We start from the raw sequence: 15,172 nt of genomic DNA on the forward strand, positions 1-15,172 counted from the left end.
CGCCCCGCCCACCACCCCCGCCGCCCACCCCCCCCCCCGGGGCCCCCGCGGGGCCCCCCGCGGGGGGGGGGGGGGGGGGGCGGGGGGGGGGGGGGCCCCACCCCCCCCCCCCCCCCACCCACGACCCACACGAGCGGGGCCTCTGTGCCAGACGACCGGCAGAGGTCTTTCCGCACGACTATCCGAAGCGTCCCGAGATGTAGTCCTCGGTCGCCTTCTCGTTCGGGTTCGAGAAGATCTTCTCGGTGTCGTTCAGCTCCACCAGCTGCCCCGGCTGGCCGACGCCCGCCAGGTTGAAGAACGCGGTCTGGTCCGAGACCCGCGCCGCCTGCTGCATGTTGTGCGTCACGATGACGATCGTGTACTCCTTCTTGAGCTCACCGATCAGGTCCTCGATGGCCAGCGTCGAGATCGGGTCGAGCGCGGAGCACGGTTCGTCCATCAGCAGCACGTCCGGCCGCACGGCGATCGCCCGCGCGATGCAGAGCCGCTGCTGCTGACCACCGGAGAGGCCGCCGCCGGGCTTGTTCAGCCGGTCCTTGACCTCGTTCCACAGGTTCGCGCCGCGCAGGGCGCGCTCGGCGACCTCGTCGAGGTCCTTCTTGCCCTTGGTGCCGCCGAGGCGCAGGCCGGCCACGACGTTGTCGCGGATCGACATCGTCGGGAACGGGTTGGGCCGCTGGAACACCATGCCGATGGTGCGGCGGACCTGCACCGGGTCGACTCCGGCGCCGTAGATGTCCTCGCCGTCGAGCAGCACCTCGCCCTCGACGCGGGCGCCGGGGATGACCTCGTGCATGCGGTTCAGCGTGCGCAGCACCGTCGACTTGCCGCAGCCCGACGGGCCGATGAACGCGGTGACGTTCCGCGGCGGCACCGAGAGGGTGACGCCGTCCACGGCGTGGAATTTGCCGTAGTAGATGTCCACGTCTTTGACGTCGATTCGTTTGGCCATCTCAAACAGCTCACTTCTTCTTCGGGGCGACAAGACGGGCAAAGAGCATGGCGAGGAGGTTCACGATCGCGATGATCAGCACCAGGGTGAGCGCGGCGCCCCAGATCCTGTCGAACGCGACGGTGCCTTCGTCGAACGGGTTGCTGACCCGTTCGTTGTTCATCAGAAGCGGCAGAGCGGCCTGCTCGCCACCGAAGATGTCCCAGTTCACGTAGGCGGAGTACCCCACGAGCACCAGCAGCGGCGCGGTCTCGCCCATGACCCTGGCGAGCGCCATCATGATGCCGCCGATGATGCCGGACAGCGCGGTCGGCAGGACGATCTTCATGATCGTCTTCCACTTCGGCACGCCGAGCGCGTAGGAGGCTTCGCGCAGGTCGTCCGGAACGATCCGCAGCATCTCTTCCGACGAACGCACGACCACCGGGATCATCAGCAGCACCAGGGCCAGCGACACGGCGAAACCGCTGCGCGGGAGGCCGAACGTCGTGATCCACAGCGCGTAGATGAACAGCGCCGCGACGATCGAGGGGACACCGGAGAGGATGTCCACCATGAACGTCGTGACCTTCGCGAGCTTGCCGCGGCCGTATTCGACCAGGTAGATCGCGACCAGCATGCCGATCGGGACGGCGATGACCGCGCAGACCAGGCCCTGCAGCACCGAGCCGATGACGGCGTGCACGACGCCGCCGCCGACCTCGTCCGACAGCACCGAGCCGAAGTCCTCGGTCCACCAGTTGCTGTAGGGGATCCGCTTGACGCCGTTGATGACCACCGTGGCCAGCAGCCACACCAGCGGCACGACGGCGATCAGGAACGACAGCCAGATCAGGACGGTCGCGAGGCCGTTCTTGGTCTTCCTCGCCAGGCTGACCTGCTGGAAGGCGGGGGTCGACGCGGGGGTCTTCTCGAGCGTGGTGGACATGCTCAGTCCCCCTTCTTGGCGATGATGGATCGCGCGGCGAAGTTGACGAGGAACGTCAGCAGGAACAGCACCAGACCGGCCGCGATGTACGCGCCCGCCGAGATCTCGTTGTTGAGTTCCGCGTAGTCCGCCGCGATCTTCGAGGCGAACGTGGCGCCGCCGTCGAAGAGGCTCCAGGTGAACTCGCGGCCCACCGCGCCGGTCAGGATGATCGCGAGCGCGATCGTCTCGCCGAGCGCGCGGCCGAGGCCCAGCATCGAGGCGCCGATGTACCCCGCCTTGCCGAACGGCAGCACCGTGGTGCGGATGACCTCCCAGCGGGTGGCGCCCAGCGCCAGCGCGCCTTCGATGTGCGGGGTCGGGGTCCGTTCGAACACCTCACGCGACAGCGAGGTGATGATCGGCAGGATCATCACGGCGAGCACGATGCCCGCGGTGAAGATCGTGCCGCGCATGTCCGGCGAGACGTTGCCCGCCGCGAAGATCGGGATCCACGAGAAGGTGTCGTTGACCCACTTGGAGAAGGGCTCGATCGTCGGCGCGAAGACCATCAGGCCCCACAGGCCGTAGATGATCGAAGGGACCGCGGCGAGCAGGTCGATCACGTAGGCGAACGGCTTGGCCAGCCGCTTCGGCGCGTACTGGGTGAGGAACAGCGCGATGCCGAGCGAGATCGGCATCGCGATGACCAGCGCCAGCAGCGCGGAGTAGACGGTGACCAGCAGCAGGCCCATGATGCCGAACTTCATGTCGTTCGGTTCGGTCTGCCAGACCTGGCTGGTCAGGAAGTTCACGTTGTCGGCCTGGAGCGCCGGGATGGCCTGCACCAGCAGGAACAGCCCGATCAGGCCGATCAGCGAGACGACGAAGACGCCGGCTCCGGTGGTCAGGATCTGGAAGATGCGGTCACCGGGCCGCACCGTCCGGGAATTGGGGCTCGCGAGTTGCACCGAGGACTTCTCGGGCGGTGACGCGGCAGGTTGCTCCGAAATCGGGTCCTCCGTGAAGGTCTCGCGGACGCCAGAACGCCCACCGGGGTCGCCGGTGGGCGTTCTGGGCGAAGACGAATCGCTCATCGACTACTTCTGTCCAGCCTGTTTACTGATCAACCTGAGTGGTTGGCAACAGGGTCAGGCGATGGCCTTGACGGCGGTCAGGACCTTGTCCTGCAGGCTCTGCGGGATCGGCACGTAGCCCTTGTCCGAGAGCGGCTTCTGACCGTCGGTGGCGGCGACGTTCAGGAACGCCTTGACGGCCTTGGCGACCTCGGCGTCGGCGTACTTGGAGCAGACGATCTCGTAGGTGGCGAGGATGATCGGGTAGGTACCGGCGACGTTGCTGGAGTAGATCGCGTTCAGGTCCAGCGCGAGGTCGTTGGTGCCCTCCTTCTTGAACTTCGCCGAGTCGAGCGACTTGGCGACGTTCGCCGCCGTGAGCTCGACACCGCCGGAGCCGCTGTCGATCAGGGCGGCGTTGATGCCGTCCTTCGCGAACGCGGACTCGACGTAGGTGATCGCGCCGTCGGTGGCCTTGACCGCGCTGGCGACACCGTTGGACTTCTCGGCACCGTTACCGACGCCACCGGCGAACTTCTTGCCGTCGCCCTGGGTCCAGGCACCCTTCGAAGCGGCCTTCAGGTACTTCTGGAAGTTGTCGGTGGTGCCCGACTCGTCAGAGCGCGAGATGACCTGGATCGGCTTGTCCGGCAGGTTGACGGCCTCGTTGCCCTTGACCGCCTTGATGGCCGGGTCGTTCCACTTGGTGATGCCGCCGTTGAAGATCTTGGCGGTGACCTCGGGGGTCAGGGTCAGCTTGTCGACCCCGGAAACCTTGTACGCGACGGCGACCGGGCCGATGACGAGCGGGAGGTTCCACGCGTCGGAGGCGCAGCGGGCCTTGGCCTTGTCGGCCTCCTCGCCGTCCTTGAGGGCCGAGTCCGAACCGGCGAAGTCGACCTGGTTCGCGTTGAACTGCTTGATACCGGCGCCCGAACCGCTCGGGTTGTAGTTCACCTTCTGCCCGGCGCACTTGGCGGCGTACTGCTGCACGAAGATGTCGATCGCGGTCTTCTGCGCGGACGAGCCCTCGGCCGAGAGCGGGTTCTTGCCGCCGCATTCGACGCCTGCCGTGCCGCCGGGCGCGGAAGCGGCACCCGTGCTGCCGGGCTTCGTCGCCGCCGGGTCGGATCCACAGGCGCCGAGCACGAGGGCGGCGGTGGCCACGATGCCGATCGCGCCCGCGGGCCGCATGATCTTCACTGCATTTCCTCCACTGGGAGACTTTCGCCGGATCGGTGGAACGGGAGCGTTCCTTCCGGATCCGGACACTAAGCACCGACAGTGGACAGGCGACCGTCTAAGGGTGAACGGCAAGTGAACAAGGCGGCCGATGTGAGCAGCGCGACTACTCCGAAAGTGGTCCGTGTCCCGCCCGTGACCTGGGCGTCTGCTCTCCGTGACCGGTCAAGTGCCGCACGTGTGAACATGGTTACCGAGCGTATTGGACGTCGACCTCGTACCGGGTGAAGCCGAGCTTCGAATAGACCGCGAGTGCGGCAACGTTGTCACCCTCGACGTACAAGATCACTTGCCCGAGCCCGCGATCACGGAGATACCGCAGCCCGGCGAGCGTGAGCGCCTTCCCGAGGCCGCCGCCCTGCGCGTCCGGATCGATGCCGACGACGTAGACCTCGCCGACGGGCTCGCCGCCGAACCGGCCGGGAATCGCCTCGTGGATCTTCGTCCAGTGGAAGCCGACGACCTTCCCGTCCTCTTCCGCGAGGAAGAAGCCCTCGGGGTCGAACCAGGCTTCCTTCTCGGTCGCCCGGACCTCGTCGGCGGTCAAGGCGCCCTGCTCGGGGTGCCAGTCGAAGGCGCGCGCGTTGACGCGGACCATCGCTTCCTCGTCCTGACCGGGGACGAACGTGCGCAGCGTGACCCCTTCGCGCGGCGCGGGTTCTGGCCAGTCCGCCGTTTCGACGTCGACGTGCAGGATCAGTAGCTCACGGGCGCGCTCGAAACCCTCGGTCCCGGCGACGTGGACGGCGGCGGGGTGGTCGCCGTGCGCCCAGACGCGCAGCGGCTTGCCGTCGACCCGTTCGACGAGCGCCCTGGTGGCGGCCCGGCCGTGACCGGACCTCCGGTGCGCGGGATGGACGAACAGCTCGGCGACCTGATTGCCGTGTGAGTCGCCTTCGGTGTCCAGGTGCGCGTACGCGACCAGCTCACCGTCGACGTGACCCAAGAGGTGCTGTCCACCGGCGAAACCGGTGTCCTGGGGATCGCCGTCGGCCTCGCGCACGGCGAGGAGGAAGCGACGGATCTCTTCCGTTTCCGGTTCACCGGTCCAAGTCACATCGAGCATGAAATCGACCCTACCGGGGAACCCGAGACCCGCCAGGACGTCTTGTCAGGCAGGAGAGGAAGGGAATCAGTGCGCGGAAAGCTCGCTCGGCTCGTAGACGCTCGCGTCCGGGGCGATGGCCTGCTGTTTGGCCGCGGCACCCTTGGAGGGCCGCTCGAACTTGTAGCCGACGTTGCGCACGGTCCCGATCATCTGCTCGTGCTCCGGGCCCAGCTTGGCGCGCAGGCGCCGGACGTGGACGTCGACCGTGCGCGTGCCACCGAAGAAGTCGTAACCCCAGACCTCCTGCAGCAGCTGAGCGCGGGTGAAGACCCGGCCGGCGTGCTGCGCGAGGTATTTGAGGAGTTCGAACTCTTTGTAGGTGAGTTCGAGAGTGCGCTTGCGGAGCTTCGCGGTGTAGGTCGCCTCGTCGATGACCAGCTCGCCGACCCGCAACTCGGCGTCGACCTGCGCGGTGGCGCCGTCGCGGGTGGTGACCAGCCGCAGCCGGGCGTCGACCTCGGCGGGACCGGCCGTCGGGAGCAGGATGTCGTCGGTGCGCCATTCCGCGCTTACAGCGACCAGCCCGCCTTCGCCGACGACGGCGATGACCGGGGTGGAAGCCTCGTCCTCGCCGGCGCCCTTGAGCAGGCGGCAGAGGCTCTTCGCGGAGGCGAGATCGGTGCGGGCGTCGAGGACGATGACGTCGCGGTGCCCGGCGTCGAGGAGCGCGGTCACTTCCGGGGCACGGACGCGTACGGTGTGGGGCAGCAGATCGAGAGCGGGCAGCACCCCGGTCGCATCGGGTTCCGCAGTCAACACCAGAAGGTCCAGGCTCATCGCCGCACCGCCCTAACTCGTAGTCGCCTCGAACGTGGCTACAGCCGGTGCTTAGTGAGAATAGCGGGTGAACAGCCTGGGACCTACCCCGTGCTGGATCGATCACACCTGGCCAAAGAGGTTTACGAAGGAGATTTGACGCGATGGTGAGCAGGCCCGTGGCGCGTGACGAACGGCCGTCCCCAGGCCGGTCCGCCAAGCGACCGAAGCGGCGTGGACGGGGCTGGCTCATCGCCCTCGCGGTGCTACTGGTGCTGCTGGTCGGGGCCGATTTCGGGGCGGCGGCGTTCGCCGAGCACACGATCTCCCAGAAGGCCCGCGAACAGCTGAAGCTGGCCAACGATCCGGCGGTCACGGTGCACGGTTTCCCGTTCCTCACGCAGGCCCTCTCCGGTGACTACAGTCACATCACCCTCAACGCCCAGGGCGTGGCCGTTCCGCCGAAACTGCGTGACGTGGACTTCAACGCGGACATGAGCGACGTCACGGCGCCGCTCTCGGACCTGACGTCCGGCAACACCAAGTCGATCGTCATCGGCACACTCAAGGGCGAGGTGACGATCAAGGCCGCGGACATCGCGCGGCAGGCGCCGCTGGACAGGATCGACAACCTGAAGATCGAGCCGGTCACCGAGGACTACGTCCGCAACGGCGACAGCGGGCAGGGCGAGACGAAGCCCACGACGACCACCAACGAGAACGGCGAGCCGGTGGACTCCTCCAGCGCCGGGATCCGGGTCTCGGGCAACGTGCAGATCGCCGGGCAGAAGGTGGAGATCTTCTGCTTCGCGATGATCGAACTGGACGGGCAGAAGATCCGTCTCGAGCCGAAGCGGCTGCAGTTCGGGAATGACAAGGAGACCACCGTCGTTCCCCAGGCGGTGCAGGACGCGCTGCTGCCGAACTTCAACGCGACCATCGACACCGGCGCGATGCCGTTCTCGGTGACCCCGACGTCGGTGCGCGTGAACAGCGGTTCGGTGACCATCAAGGGTGAGGGCAAGAACGTCGCCTTCAACGGAGCGAAGCCTCAAGGTTGACGGCTACAGGGGTGATCTCTGAATGACCGGAGTGTGGGTACTGCTGGGCGTCTTGGTGCTCGGCGGGGTCGCGGGCGCGCTTTTGCAGGCGCGCAACGGCCGCATCAGGGCTGCGAGGGCTTCTGACGTGACGAAGCTGCCGGAGCGCGTCTCCGCCACCCTCGCACCCGAAGGCGTCACCCTGGTCCAGATCTCCACCACGTTCTGCGCGCCCTGCCGCCACACCCGCGTGATCCTGTCGGCGCTCGCGGAGAAGACCGACGGCCTCACACACGTCGATCTGGACGTCACCGAGACCCCCGAAGTCGCCCAGGCACTTTCGGTATTGCGGACTCCGACGACGCTGGCCTTGACGCCGGACGGCCGGGAGGTCTTCCGCGTCGGCGGCGTTCCCCGAGGTCAGGAGCTTCTCGAAGCCCTGAAACCCCACCTGGCGAACGCCTGATCCCGAATTTTGGGAAGCGTCCCAAGGTGTGAACACGGTTCCCAACCTGAGGGAGCTCTGCGTACCCTCGCACCCGTGAACAGGCTGCCCCGAACCTTGCTGACCCAGCGCCGCGCAGTGGATCTGTGCCGCGTTCGCAGCAGCCTGTGTCCGGCCTGCTGATCGCGCCTTCGAAGCCGCTGCGCGTGCCCTGTCCGGCACGCACCTCTTTTCCCTCTCGTTCGCAGGAGGATCCATGTCCGCAGGACCGGCCGTCGACCCCCGTGGTCCGCGTTTCGCCGCCATCCTGACGACGATCGTGCTCGCGGTCGTGCTCATCACCCAGTGGTGGCCACTGCTCGCGGCGCAAGCGGTGGTGTTCGCGATCGGTGCCTTCGTCGGTCTGAAGCCGGCGCCGTACTCCCTGGTCTACCGCTACCTGGTGGCGCCGCGGCTCGGCCCGGCGACCGAACGCGAGGACGCCGCCCCGCTGCGGTTCGCGCAGGCCGTCGGCTTCGTCTTCGCTCTCGTCGGCACTGTCGGCTTCGCCGCCGGCCTGACCGCGCTCGGGTTCGTCGCGACGGCGTTCGCGCTGTTCGCGGCCTTCCTCAACGCGGCGTTCGACTTCTGTCTCGGTTGCGAGATGTACCTGCTCATCAAGCGTTTCAGCCCCAGCCCTCGCGCGTCCTAACCAGAAAGAGAGTCAGCTCCATGAGCCGTGAAGACGTCCTGGTCACCACCCAGTGGGCCGAGGAGAACCTGGACACCCCGGGTGTCGTGTTCATCGAGGTCGACGAGGACACGACCGCGTACGACAACGGACACATCCGCGGTGCGGTGAAGTTCGACTGGCGCAAGGACCTGCAGGACGGGGTCCGCCGCGACTTCGTCAACAAGGAAGGCTTCGAGAAGCTGCTCTCGGAGAAGGGCGTCTCGAACGACGACCGCGTCGTCCTCTACGGCGGCAACAACAACTGGTTCGCCGCGTACGCGTACTGGTACTTCAAGCTCTACGGCCACGAGAACGTGCAGCTGCTCGACGGCGGCCGCAAGAAGTGGGAACTCGACGGTCGCGAGCTGAACGCGGACGAGGTCAAGCGCGAGGCCACCACGTACCAGGCCAAGGAGCAGGACCTCTCGATCCGCGCGTTCCGCGACGAGGTCGTCCAGGCCATCGGCGGCAGCAACTTCGTCGACGTGCGTTCGCCCGACGAGTTCTCCGGCAAGCTGCTCGCCCCGGCGCACCTGCCGCAGGAGCAGTCGCAGGTCCCCGGCCACATCCCGGGCGCGCTGAACGTCCCTTGGGCCAAGGTCGCCAACGAGGACGGCACCTTCAAGACCGAGGACGAGATCAAGGAGCTGTACTCCGACGAGGGCCTCGACGAGTCGAAGTCCACGATCGCGTACTGCCGCATCGGCGAGCGTTCGTCCATCGCGTGGTTCGCGCTGCACGAGCTCCTCGGATACGACGCCGTGAAGAACTACGACGGTTCATGGACGGAATACGGCTCGCTCGTCGGCGTGCCGGTCGAGTTGGGAGCTAAGTGATGGCTGACGACAGCTGCGGCGCACCGGTCCAGGAGGCCACGCCCGCCGATTACGACACCCGCGGCCAGGTCGTGCTGGCAGGCAAGGTGACCGGCACGGAAGGGCCTGTCGGCGGCGCCTTCGTGCGGTTGCTGGACGGCGGCGGCGACTTCACCGGCGAGGTCGTCTCGTCGGCCGACGGCGACTTCCGCTTCTACGCGGCCCCCGGCGACTGGACGGTGCGCGCGCTGCACCGCTCCGGCAACGGCGAAGCGACTGTGACCGCTCAGGGCCCGGGCGTCCACCAGCTGGCCATCGCTGTGTCCTAGGTCGCGCGCTGACGGAAAACGCGCCGAAGGGGCGTCGTTCCGCATTCACCTCACGGTGAGCGCGGAAGGCGCCCCTTCATCGCGTTTCCGTGGGCCTCCGGCCCAAAAGAGGCGCGCGACGTGAAGTCTCCGTCGGGCGCGGAGCGCCCTTGGGGAGACCGTGTGGGCACTACCACCACCCCTTCGCGGGGCTGTGCTTCCAGGTAGCGACTAAAGTGCGTGGCGTGGAGATCCTGTTTACGACCCTGCTGGTGCTCGCCGGCGTCGCGATCACCTGGTTCGCCGTGTACGTCGTCTACCGGCTTTACGCGGACCAGCGCTGACCCATGACGGCGAGTGGCGACGAGGCCATCCAGGCCGCGGAGAAGCGCGCGGAAGAAACGCGCGAACGTAACCTCCCCCAGTTCGACGACATGCCCATCCCGGGCGACACGGCGAATCTGCGCGAGGGCCCGAACCTCAATGACGCCTGCCTGGCGCTCCTGCCGCTCGTCGGCGTGTGGCGCGGCGAAGGCGAGGTCGACTACCCGACCATCGAAGGCCCGCGCCGGTTCGGCATGCAGCTGACCATCGCGCACGACGGCCGCCCCTTCCTCACGCACGAGGCACGCGCCTGGCTGCTCGACGAAGAAGGCAAGGTCATCCGTCCCGCCGCGCGGGAGTCCGGATTCTGGCGCCCGCAGGCCGACGACACGATCGAGCTGCTGCTGACCCACAACACCGGCATCGTGGAGCTCTTCTACGGCAAGCCGCGCGGCAAGGCTTCGGTCCCGGCCTGGGAGCTGGGCACCGACGCCGTCGTCCGCACGTCGACGGCCAAGGACGTCACGGCCTCGCAGCGGCTCTACGGCATCGTCAACGGCGAACTCGGCTACGTCGAGGAGCGCGCCATGATGGGCCAGGAACTGCAGCCGCACACGTCGGCGCTGCTGCGTCGCGTGGTGGGCTGACCGTTTCCCGTGCGGTGGCGTGCCTACGGCGAGCACGCCGCCCTGCTGGACTGCGATTCCCCGACCCAGACGATCGCGGCGCACGCCACGGTGTCGTCCGCGCGACCGGCCGGGATCACCGAGCTCGTTCCGGGCGCCCGCAGCCTGCTCGTGGTGGAAACCCCGGGCTCCGGCGCGCTCTCGGCCGTCCGTGACCTCCTGTCCGGCGCCGATCTCGAACATCCGCCCGAAGGCGAGTCCCGCGAGATCACCCTGGACGTCACCTACGACGGTGAAGATCTCGACCTCGTCGCACGGGACGCCGGAGTGTCCACTGAGGACGTTGTCCGGTTGCACACCGGCGCCGTCTACACCGTGGCCTTCACCGGCTTCGCGCCCGGTTTCGGCTACCTGACAGGGCTTCCCGAGCCACTCCGGCAGCCGAGGCTGTCGTCTCCGCGCACCCGCGTGCCACCGGGTTCGGTCGGGATCGCGGGCGAGTTCACCGGCGTGTACCCGCGCGTCTCGCCCGGTGGCTGGCGGCTGATCGGCCACACGCGGACCGTCCTGTTCGATCCGCGCGCCGACCCGCCCGCGCTGCTGGCGCCCGGCGATCGCGTGCGGTTCCGGTGTGCCGGATGAGGGCCCTCGAAGTGGTCCGGCCGGGTCCGCTCGCGCTGGTCCAGGACCTCGGCAGGCCCGGCTACGCCCATCTCGGCGTCCCGCCGTCCGGCGCGCTGGACGTCCCGGCGCTGCGCCTGGCCAACCGGCTCGTCGGCAACGACGAGGCCGCCGCGGGCGTCGAGTGCCTGTTCGGCGGGCTGGAACTGCGCGCGACGACGTCCTGCACTATCGCGGTGACCGGCCCCGCCGTCGAGGTCGAGGTCGACGGGCGCGCCGCCGGCTCGCACGCGCCGGTGTGGCTGGCCGCGGGCCAGACCGTGGCGATCGGCGCCCCCGCCACCGGATTGCGGTGCTACCTGGCGGTTTCCGGCGGGATCACGATCGACGCGGAACTCGGCAGCCGGTCGCGGGACGTCCTCTCGGGGATCGGACCCGCACCGCTGAAGGCGGGCGACGTCCTCCCTCTCGGCACACCGTCCTTGCCTGAAGGCGCCGACGTGGTGCTGCCCACGGTGGCTCCGGCTTCGCTGGTCGTGCCGATCGATCCGGGCCCACGCGCGCACTGGTTCGAGGACTTGGCGGCCGGGCTCGCGAAGACGTGGACGGTGACGGCGGAGTCGAACCGCGTCGGTCTCCGGCTCGACGGACCCGCTTTGACCCGCGAGGGCGAATACGCCGAGCGGGAGCTACCGAGCGAAGGGCTGCTGACCGGCGCCGTCCAGGTGCCGTCGAACGGGCTGCCGGTCGTGTTCTTGGCGGATCATCCAACTACCGGTGGTTATCCGGTGGCCGCGGTGGTGAGACGGGCGTCACTCCCGGCCCTCGCGCAGGCCCGTCCCGGAACCCTTCTCCGCTTTCACTCGTCCACGAGGGTGTGGAACAGGTAAAGGTCGACGGTGGCACGGGTGTCATCGACACGAATTCGGTCCCCTCGCAGCCCGAACTCCCGCAGTCGCTGCGGATCGCACTGGCCACCGGTCAGATGCGGCGTCCGCTCGGCGACACGCTCCGCCCGCTTCTCGATCTCTTCGCCGACGGCGACTACCAGGTCGACGGCCCCGAACGGCTGGCCGAGGACCGCTACCTGACCCCGAGCGCCGACTGGCCGCCCGCCGACGTCTCCCGGGTCGGCTACTACCGGACGGCGATCAAGAGCGGGCACCGGCCTGTCGCGGTCGTGCTGGAAACCTCCGACGCGGCGGTGATCCTCGACGGGCACCACAAGATCGCGGCCTACCGCGAAGAAGCGATCCTGCCGCACCTGCTGATCATCAGCCCGCTCAGCTGATGGACACGCCGCGATTCCGCGATCCTCAGATCCGGATCGAGGACTTCGCGGACGAGCCGATCCTCGTCCTCTGCCCGCGCTGCGCCGACCAGGCCTCGGTTACCGCCTCCCGGCTCACCTGTCCCGCGTGCGGCCTGGTGCGTGAAGATCCCCGGCCTGATTCCCACGCGTGGAACCGGCCCATCGACCCGTTCTTCCACGAACCCCTGTGGCTGCGCGCCGATTGTCGCGGTGGGAACACCCTGTGGGCGTTCCACGAAAGTCACCTCGACCTCATCGAACGGTTCGTCGCGGCGAACCTGCGCGAACGCGGGCTCGGGGACAGCCCCGGCATGACCTTGGTCGCGCGGCTGCCGCCGTGGATGACGGCGGCGAAGAACCGCGACGAGGTCCTTCGCGCCATCACCAAGCTGCGCGCGACGCTCAACTGATCGCGTATTCGCTCTCGTACGCGGCGGCCAGCTCGGCGTGGATCGCGCTGGAGTCGCCGAGCGCGACGCCGTCGAGCGTGTGCACCCTGGTCAGCTTGCGGACCGACGAGGCGAGGAACAGCCCTTCGCCCTCGCTGAGGTCGGAGACCTGGAGCGGCTCGACCTTGACCGACCAGCCCGCCCGCTCGGCACCCCGGAACAGCGCCGCCTGCGTCGTCCCCGGCAGGATGCCGATGCTCGCCGGCGGCGTGTAGAGGGTCTTGTCCTTCGCGAGGACGACCGTCGAAGTCGGTCCTTCGAAGACCGAACCGTTGGCGGCGGTGAAAATCACATCACTCGCGCCGCGGCGGCCCGCCTCGCGCAGCGCGGCCATGTTGACGCCGTACGAAATCGACTTCGCGCCCAGCAGCAGCCATGGCGCGCGCTCGGCGAGTTCGGGCTCGATGCCACGTTCGAGGGTGATCGCCGCGACGCCTTCGACGCGGGCCCGCTGGACCTTCTCGTCGATCTCCACGCCGAGCGCGAACCCGAACGGCTTCGCTTCCGGATCGCCGTCGATTCCCCTGGTGTACACCAGTTTCAGGGCGATCTCGGCGGTGCCGGACCAGTTGTCGATGACGACCTGCGCGGCGCGCTCCCAGTCCGCGAGGTCCGGCTCCGGCAGGTCGAGCATGGCCGCGGAACGGGCCAGGCGTTCGAGGTGCGGGCGGAGTTCGCGGGGGCGTCCGTCGACGACGAGGATCGTCTCGAACACGCCGTCGCCGCGAAGCAACCCGAGATCGTCTACCCGCAGGTGAGCGGCTTCGGGGTCGGCCAGGGTCCCGTCGAGAAAGGCAAGCACGCGCATACGGACACGGTACTCACTAGCATGGGTTTCATGCCCTACCGCTCCCCCCTGCTCGACCTTCCCGGACCGATCGCGGCACCCGACGGGCATCCTGAGGAGGGTGTCCCGTGGCATTGGGGAGACCCCTTCGCCGAGCAACGGACGGCGGCGCGCGGCGCGGTCGTGATCGACCGTTCGCATCGCGAGATCCTGGCCGTGACCGGGGAAGAACGGTTGTCCTGGCTGCATTTGGTGATCTCGCAGCACGTCACCGGGCTCGCCGAAGGCACCGGCACCGAGGCGCTCGTGCTGGACAGCCAGGGCCGCGTCGACACCCACATGGTCGTCGCGCATTCCGAGGGCACGGTGTGGCTGGACAGCGACAGGGGCGCGGTGGCTTCCAGCGCGTTGCCGTCCGGCGGCAAACAGACGCTGCGCGAGTACCTCGAAGCGATGAAGTTCTGGTCCAAAGTGGACATCCGCGATGTGTCGGACGAGCTGGCGCTGCTGACCGTCCTCGGCCCCGACGCGGACCGGGTGCTGACCTCCGCGGGTGTCTCGCTGGGCCCGGACGCGTACTCGGTCGCGCCGATCCCCGGCGGTTTCGCGCGGCGGATGCCGTGGCCGGGACGGCACAGCGCCGACCTCGCCGTGCCTCGCGCCGAACTCGCCGACTGGTGGCGCCGCCTGACCGACGCGGGCGCGCGACCGGCGGGCAGCTGGGCTTTCGACGCGCTGCGGGTCGAGTCGCTGCGGCCGCGGCTGGGGATCGACACCGACGATCGCACGATCCCGCACGAGGTGAACTGGGTCGACTCCGCCGCGCACGTGGCGAAGGGCTGCTACCGCGGCCAGGAGACCGTCGCGAAGGTCCACAACGTCGGGCGGCCGCCGCGGTACATGGCGCTGCTGCACCTGGACGGTTCACCGGAGATCACGCCGGAGACCGGCGACCCGGTGGTGCTGGGCGAACGGACCGTCGGGCGGGTCGGCAGCGTGGTGCAGCACCACGAACTGGGCCCGATCGCGCTGGCGCTGGTCAAACGCTCGACGCGACCGGGTGCCGAACTGCTGGTCGGCGCCGAGGACCGCGTCGTGCAGGCGGCCATCGATCCGGACTCGGTGCCGGGTGAGGCCCCGGCTCCCGGACGGGAAGCCGCTCAACGACTGCGGGGCTGACGCCTTTTGGGCCTCCGGGCCAGTCCGTGAAGGACTCGCCTGAGGGACCCTGGGTCCCTCATAGTTCCCCTCACGGGCTCCGGGACCGTCACTTTCACCTCAGGTGCCCCACCAGTCACAACGTCGTCGCGTGAAGGCCCCCTTGCCTCGGCTGAGCGAAGGAAACTCGACCTTCACACCTTCCCAAGTACATGAAGGCCCCCTTCATTGCGCCTAGCGCAATGAAGGGGGCCTTCATGTACTTGCGGAAGTCTCCGAGGCCGGAGGGGGCTGAAGGGGACTTTCCCCACATCTCACGCGGCGAAGAACGCTCTCCCCGCATCACATGCGACGAAAGTCCCCTTCACCCATCCCCAGCGGTTATCCACAACCCTGCCCACCTGTGGACAACTCCGCCGACCAGCACTTTTCCCCCTCCACCCCCGGTAGACTGGACCAGGGGCCGCCCCCGGGACGGGTGGGGGGCGCGCTCTGGAAGGGACCGAAGGAGCGGTGAAGCAAAGGAGGGTG

At 68.4% G+C, this 15,172-nt stretch carries 18 protein-coding genes; 11 read left to right on the top strand and 7 right to left on the bottom strand.

The annotated features are described in order from the left end of the window. Positions 1-178: 178 nt before the first annotated feature. The 6 genes from pstB to ACZ6YV_RS02090 all read right to left on the bottom strand — a co-directional run bounded on the left by pstB (position 179) and on the right by ACZ6YV_RS02090 (position 6,065). Positions 179-955 (bottom strand): phosphate ABC transporter ATP-binding protein PstB, encoded by a 777-nt coding sequence (gene pstB / locus ACZ6YV_RS02065; protein WP_465507895.1) that lies wholly within the window; start codon positions 953-955, stop codon positions 179-181. A 10-nt stretch (positions 956-965) separates the two neighbouring features. Continuing rightward, entirely contained in the window at positions 966-1,883 is a 918-nt protein-coding gene (gene pstA / locus ACZ6YV_RS02070) for a phosphate ABC transporter permease PstA (RefSeq protein ID WP_465507896.1), read from the bottom strand. Between the two features lie 2 nt (positions 1,884-1,885). Further along, a complete protein-coding gene (gene pstC / locus ACZ6YV_RS02075) occupies positions 1,886-2,803 on the bottom strand; it encodes a phosphate ABC transporter permease subunit PstC (protein ID WP_465508506.1) in 918 nt (305 codons plus the stop codon). Positions 2,804-3,013: 210 nt separating this feature from the next. Next, positions 3,014-4,141, bottom strand: a complete 1,128-nt coding sequence (pstS, locus tag ACZ6YV_RS02080; RefSeq protein ID WP_465507897.1) for a phosphate ABC transporter substrate-binding protein PstS — start codon at positions 4,139-4,141, stop codon at positions 3,014-3,016. A gap of 229 nt (positions 4,142-4,370) precedes the next feature. Next, complete coding sequence (mshD, locus tag ACZ6YV_RS02085) at positions 4,371-5,246, bottom strand: mycothiol synthase (protein ID WP_465507898.1); 876 nt, start codon at positions 5,244-5,246, stop codon at positions 4,371-4,373. Between the two features lie 66 nt (positions 5,247-5,312). After that, the gene (locus tag ACZ6YV_RS02090; RefSeq protein ID WP_465507899.1) at positions 5,313-6,065 is read right to left on the bottom strand and encodes a winged helix-turn-helix transcriptional regulator; all 753 of its coding nucleotides are present in this window, start codon (positions 6,063-6,065) and stop codon (positions 5,313-5,315) included. Between the two features lie 143 nt (positions 6,066-6,208). On the opposite strand from ACZ6YV_RS02090, the gene ACZ6YV_RS02095 reads away from it, so the two are divergent. From ACZ6YV_RS02095 to ACZ6YV_RS02140, 10 genes are all read left to right on the top strand, one after another. Then, positions 6,209-7,105 (top strand): LmeA family phospholipid-binding protein, encoded by an 897-nt coding sequence (locus ACZ6YV_RS02095; RefSeq protein WP_465507900.1) that lies wholly within the window; start codon positions 6,209-6,211, stop codon positions 7,103-7,105. 22 nt (positions 7,106-7,127) lie between these two features. Beyond that, positions 7,128-7,550: a TlpA family protein disulfide reductase gene (locus ACZ6YV_RS02100; RefSeq protein ID WP_465507901.1), complete on the top strand. Its 423-nt coding sequence runs from the start codon at positions 7,128-7,130 to the stop codon at positions 7,548-7,550. Between the two features lie 235 nt (positions 7,551-7,785). Beyond that, positions 7,786-8,220, top strand: a complete 435-nt coding sequence (locus tag ACZ6YV_RS02105) for a DUF4395 domain-containing protein (RefSeq protein WP_465507902.1) — start codon at positions 7,786-7,788, stop codon at positions 8,218-8,220. A gap of 20 nt (positions 8,221-8,240) precedes the next feature. Beyond that, positions 8,241-9,077 carry a sulfurtransferase gene (locus ACZ6YV_RS02110; RefSeq protein ID WP_465507903.1) on the top strand — a complete coding sequence of 279 codons (837 nt, stop codon included), beginning with the start codon at positions 8,241-8,243 and terminating at the stop codon, positions 9,075-9,077. Next, positions 9,077-9,385, top strand: coding sequence for a DUF1416 domain-containing protein (locus ACZ6YV_RS02115; RefSeq protein ID WP_465507904.1), 309 nt, complete (start codon positions 9,077-9,079; stop codon positions 9,383-9,385). The genes ACZ6YV_RS02110 and ACZ6YV_RS02115 overlap by 1 nt, the downstream gene beginning before the upstream one ends. A 326-nt stretch (positions 9,386-9,711) precedes the next feature. Then, on the top strand, positions 9,712-10,335 hold the full coding sequence (locus tag ACZ6YV_RS02120) for a heme-binding beta-barrel domain-containing protein (protein WP_465507905.1): 624 nt from the start codon (positions 9,712-9,714) through the stop codon (positions 10,333-10,335). A 9-nt stretch (positions 10,336-10,344) separates the two neighbouring features. Next, positions 10,345-10,956, top strand: a complete 612-nt coding sequence (gene pxpB / locus ACZ6YV_RS02125) for a 5-oxoprolinase subunit PxpB (RefSeq protein WP_465507906.1) — start codon at positions 10,345-10,347, stop codon at positions 10,954-10,956. Further along, positions 10,953-11,825: a 5-oxoprolinase subunit C family protein gene (locus ACZ6YV_RS02130; protein WP_465507907.1), complete on the top strand. Its 873-nt coding sequence runs from the start codon at positions 10,953-10,955 to the stop codon at positions 11,823-11,825. Before pxpB ends, ACZ6YV_RS02130 begins: the two co-directional genes overlap by 4 nt. Then, positions 11,813-12,226, top strand: coding sequence for a hypothetical protein (locus ACZ6YV_RS02135; protein WP_465507908.1), 414 nt, complete (start codon positions 11,813-11,815; stop codon positions 12,224-12,226). Before ACZ6YV_RS02130 ends, ACZ6YV_RS02135 begins: the two co-directional genes overlap by 13 nt. Then, a complete protein-coding gene (locus tag ACZ6YV_RS02140; protein ID WP_465507909.1) occupies positions 12,226-12,657 on the top strand; it encodes a TFIIB-type zinc ribbon-containing protein in 432 nt (143 codons plus the stop codon). Before ACZ6YV_RS02135 ends, ACZ6YV_RS02140 begins: the two co-directional genes overlap by 1 nt. Here ACZ6YV_RS02140 and ACZ6YV_RS02145 read toward each other — a convergent pair. Further along, the gene (locus tag ACZ6YV_RS02145) at positions 12,650-13,504 is read right to left on the bottom strand and encodes an aminodeoxychorismate lyase (RefSeq protein WP_465507910.1); all 855 of its coding nucleotides are present in this window, start codon (positions 13,502-13,504) and stop codon (positions 12,650-12,652) included. The two genes, ACZ6YV_RS02140 and ACZ6YV_RS02145, sit on opposite strands and share 8 nt — an antisense overlap. A 30-nt stretch (positions 13,505-13,534) precedes the next feature. On the opposite strand from ACZ6YV_RS02145, the gene ygfZ reads away from it, so the two are divergent. Next, the gene (ygfZ, locus tag ACZ6YV_RS02150) at positions 13,535-14,662 is read left to right on the top strand and encodes a CAF17-like 4Fe-4S cluster assembly/insertion protein YgfZ (RefSeq protein WP_465507911.1); all 1,128 of its coding nucleotides are present in this window, start codon (positions 13,535-13,537) and stop codon (positions 14,660-14,662) included. Positions 14,663-15,172 lie beyond the last annotated feature (510 nt).

The organism is Amycolatopsis sp. NPDC102522, assembly GCF_055584485.1.

Coding starts and splice junctions, on each gene's coding strand:
- pstB (WP_465507895.1), bottom strand. CDS start 955: ATGGCCAAACGAATCGACGTCAAAGACGTGGACATCTACTACGGCAAA.
- pstA (WP_465507896.1), bottom strand. CDS start 1,883: ATGTCCACCACGCTCGAGAAGACCCCCGCGTCGACCCCCGCCTTCCAG.
- mshD (WP_465507898.1), bottom strand. CDS start 5,246: ATGCTCGATGTGACTTGGACCGGTGAACCGGAAACGGAAGAGATCCGT.
- ACZ6YV_RS02090 (WP_465507899.1), bottom strand. CDS start 6,065: ATGAGCCTGGACCTTCTGGTGTTGACTGCGGAACCCGATGCGACCGGG.
- ACZ6YV_RS02095 (WP_465507900.1), top strand. CDS start 6,209: ATGGTGAGCAGGCCCGTGGCGCGTGACGAACGGCCGTCCCCAGGCCGG.
- ACZ6YV_RS02100 (WP_465507901.1), top strand. CDS start 7,128: ATGACCGGAGTGTGGGTACTGCTGGGCGTCTTGGTGCTCGGCGGGGTC.
- ACZ6YV_RS02105 (WP_465507902.1), top strand. CDS start 7,786: ATGTCCGCAGGACCGGCCGTCGACCCCCGTGGTCCGCGTTTCGCCGCC.
- ACZ6YV_RS02110 (WP_465507903.1), top strand. CDS start 8,241: ATGAGCCGTGAAGACGTCCTGGTCACCACCCAGTGGGCCGAGGAGAAC.
- ACZ6YV_RS02115 (WP_465507904.1), top strand. CDS start 9,077: ATGGCTGACGACAGCTGCGGCGCACCGGTCCAGGAGGCCACGCCCGCC.
- ACZ6YV_RS02120 (WP_465507905.1), top strand. CDS start 9,712: ATGACGGCGAGTGGCGACGAGGCCATCCAGGCCGCGGAGAAGCGCGCG.
- ACZ6YV_RS02130 (WP_465507907.1), top strand. CDS start 10,953: ATGAGGGCCCTCGAAGTGGTCCGGCCGGGTCCGCTCGCGCTGGTCCAG.
- ACZ6YV_RS02140 (WP_465507909.1), top strand. CDS start 12,226: ATGGACACGCCGCGATTCCGCGATCCTCAGATCCGGATCGAGGACTTC.
- ACZ6YV_RS02145 (WP_465507910.1), bottom strand. CDS start 13,504: ATGCGCGTGCTTGCCTTTCTCGACGGGACCCTGGCCGACCCCGAAGCC.
- ygfZ (WP_465507911.1), top strand. CDS start 13,535: ATGCCCTACCGCTCCCCCCTGCTCGACCTTCCCGGACCGATCGCGGCA.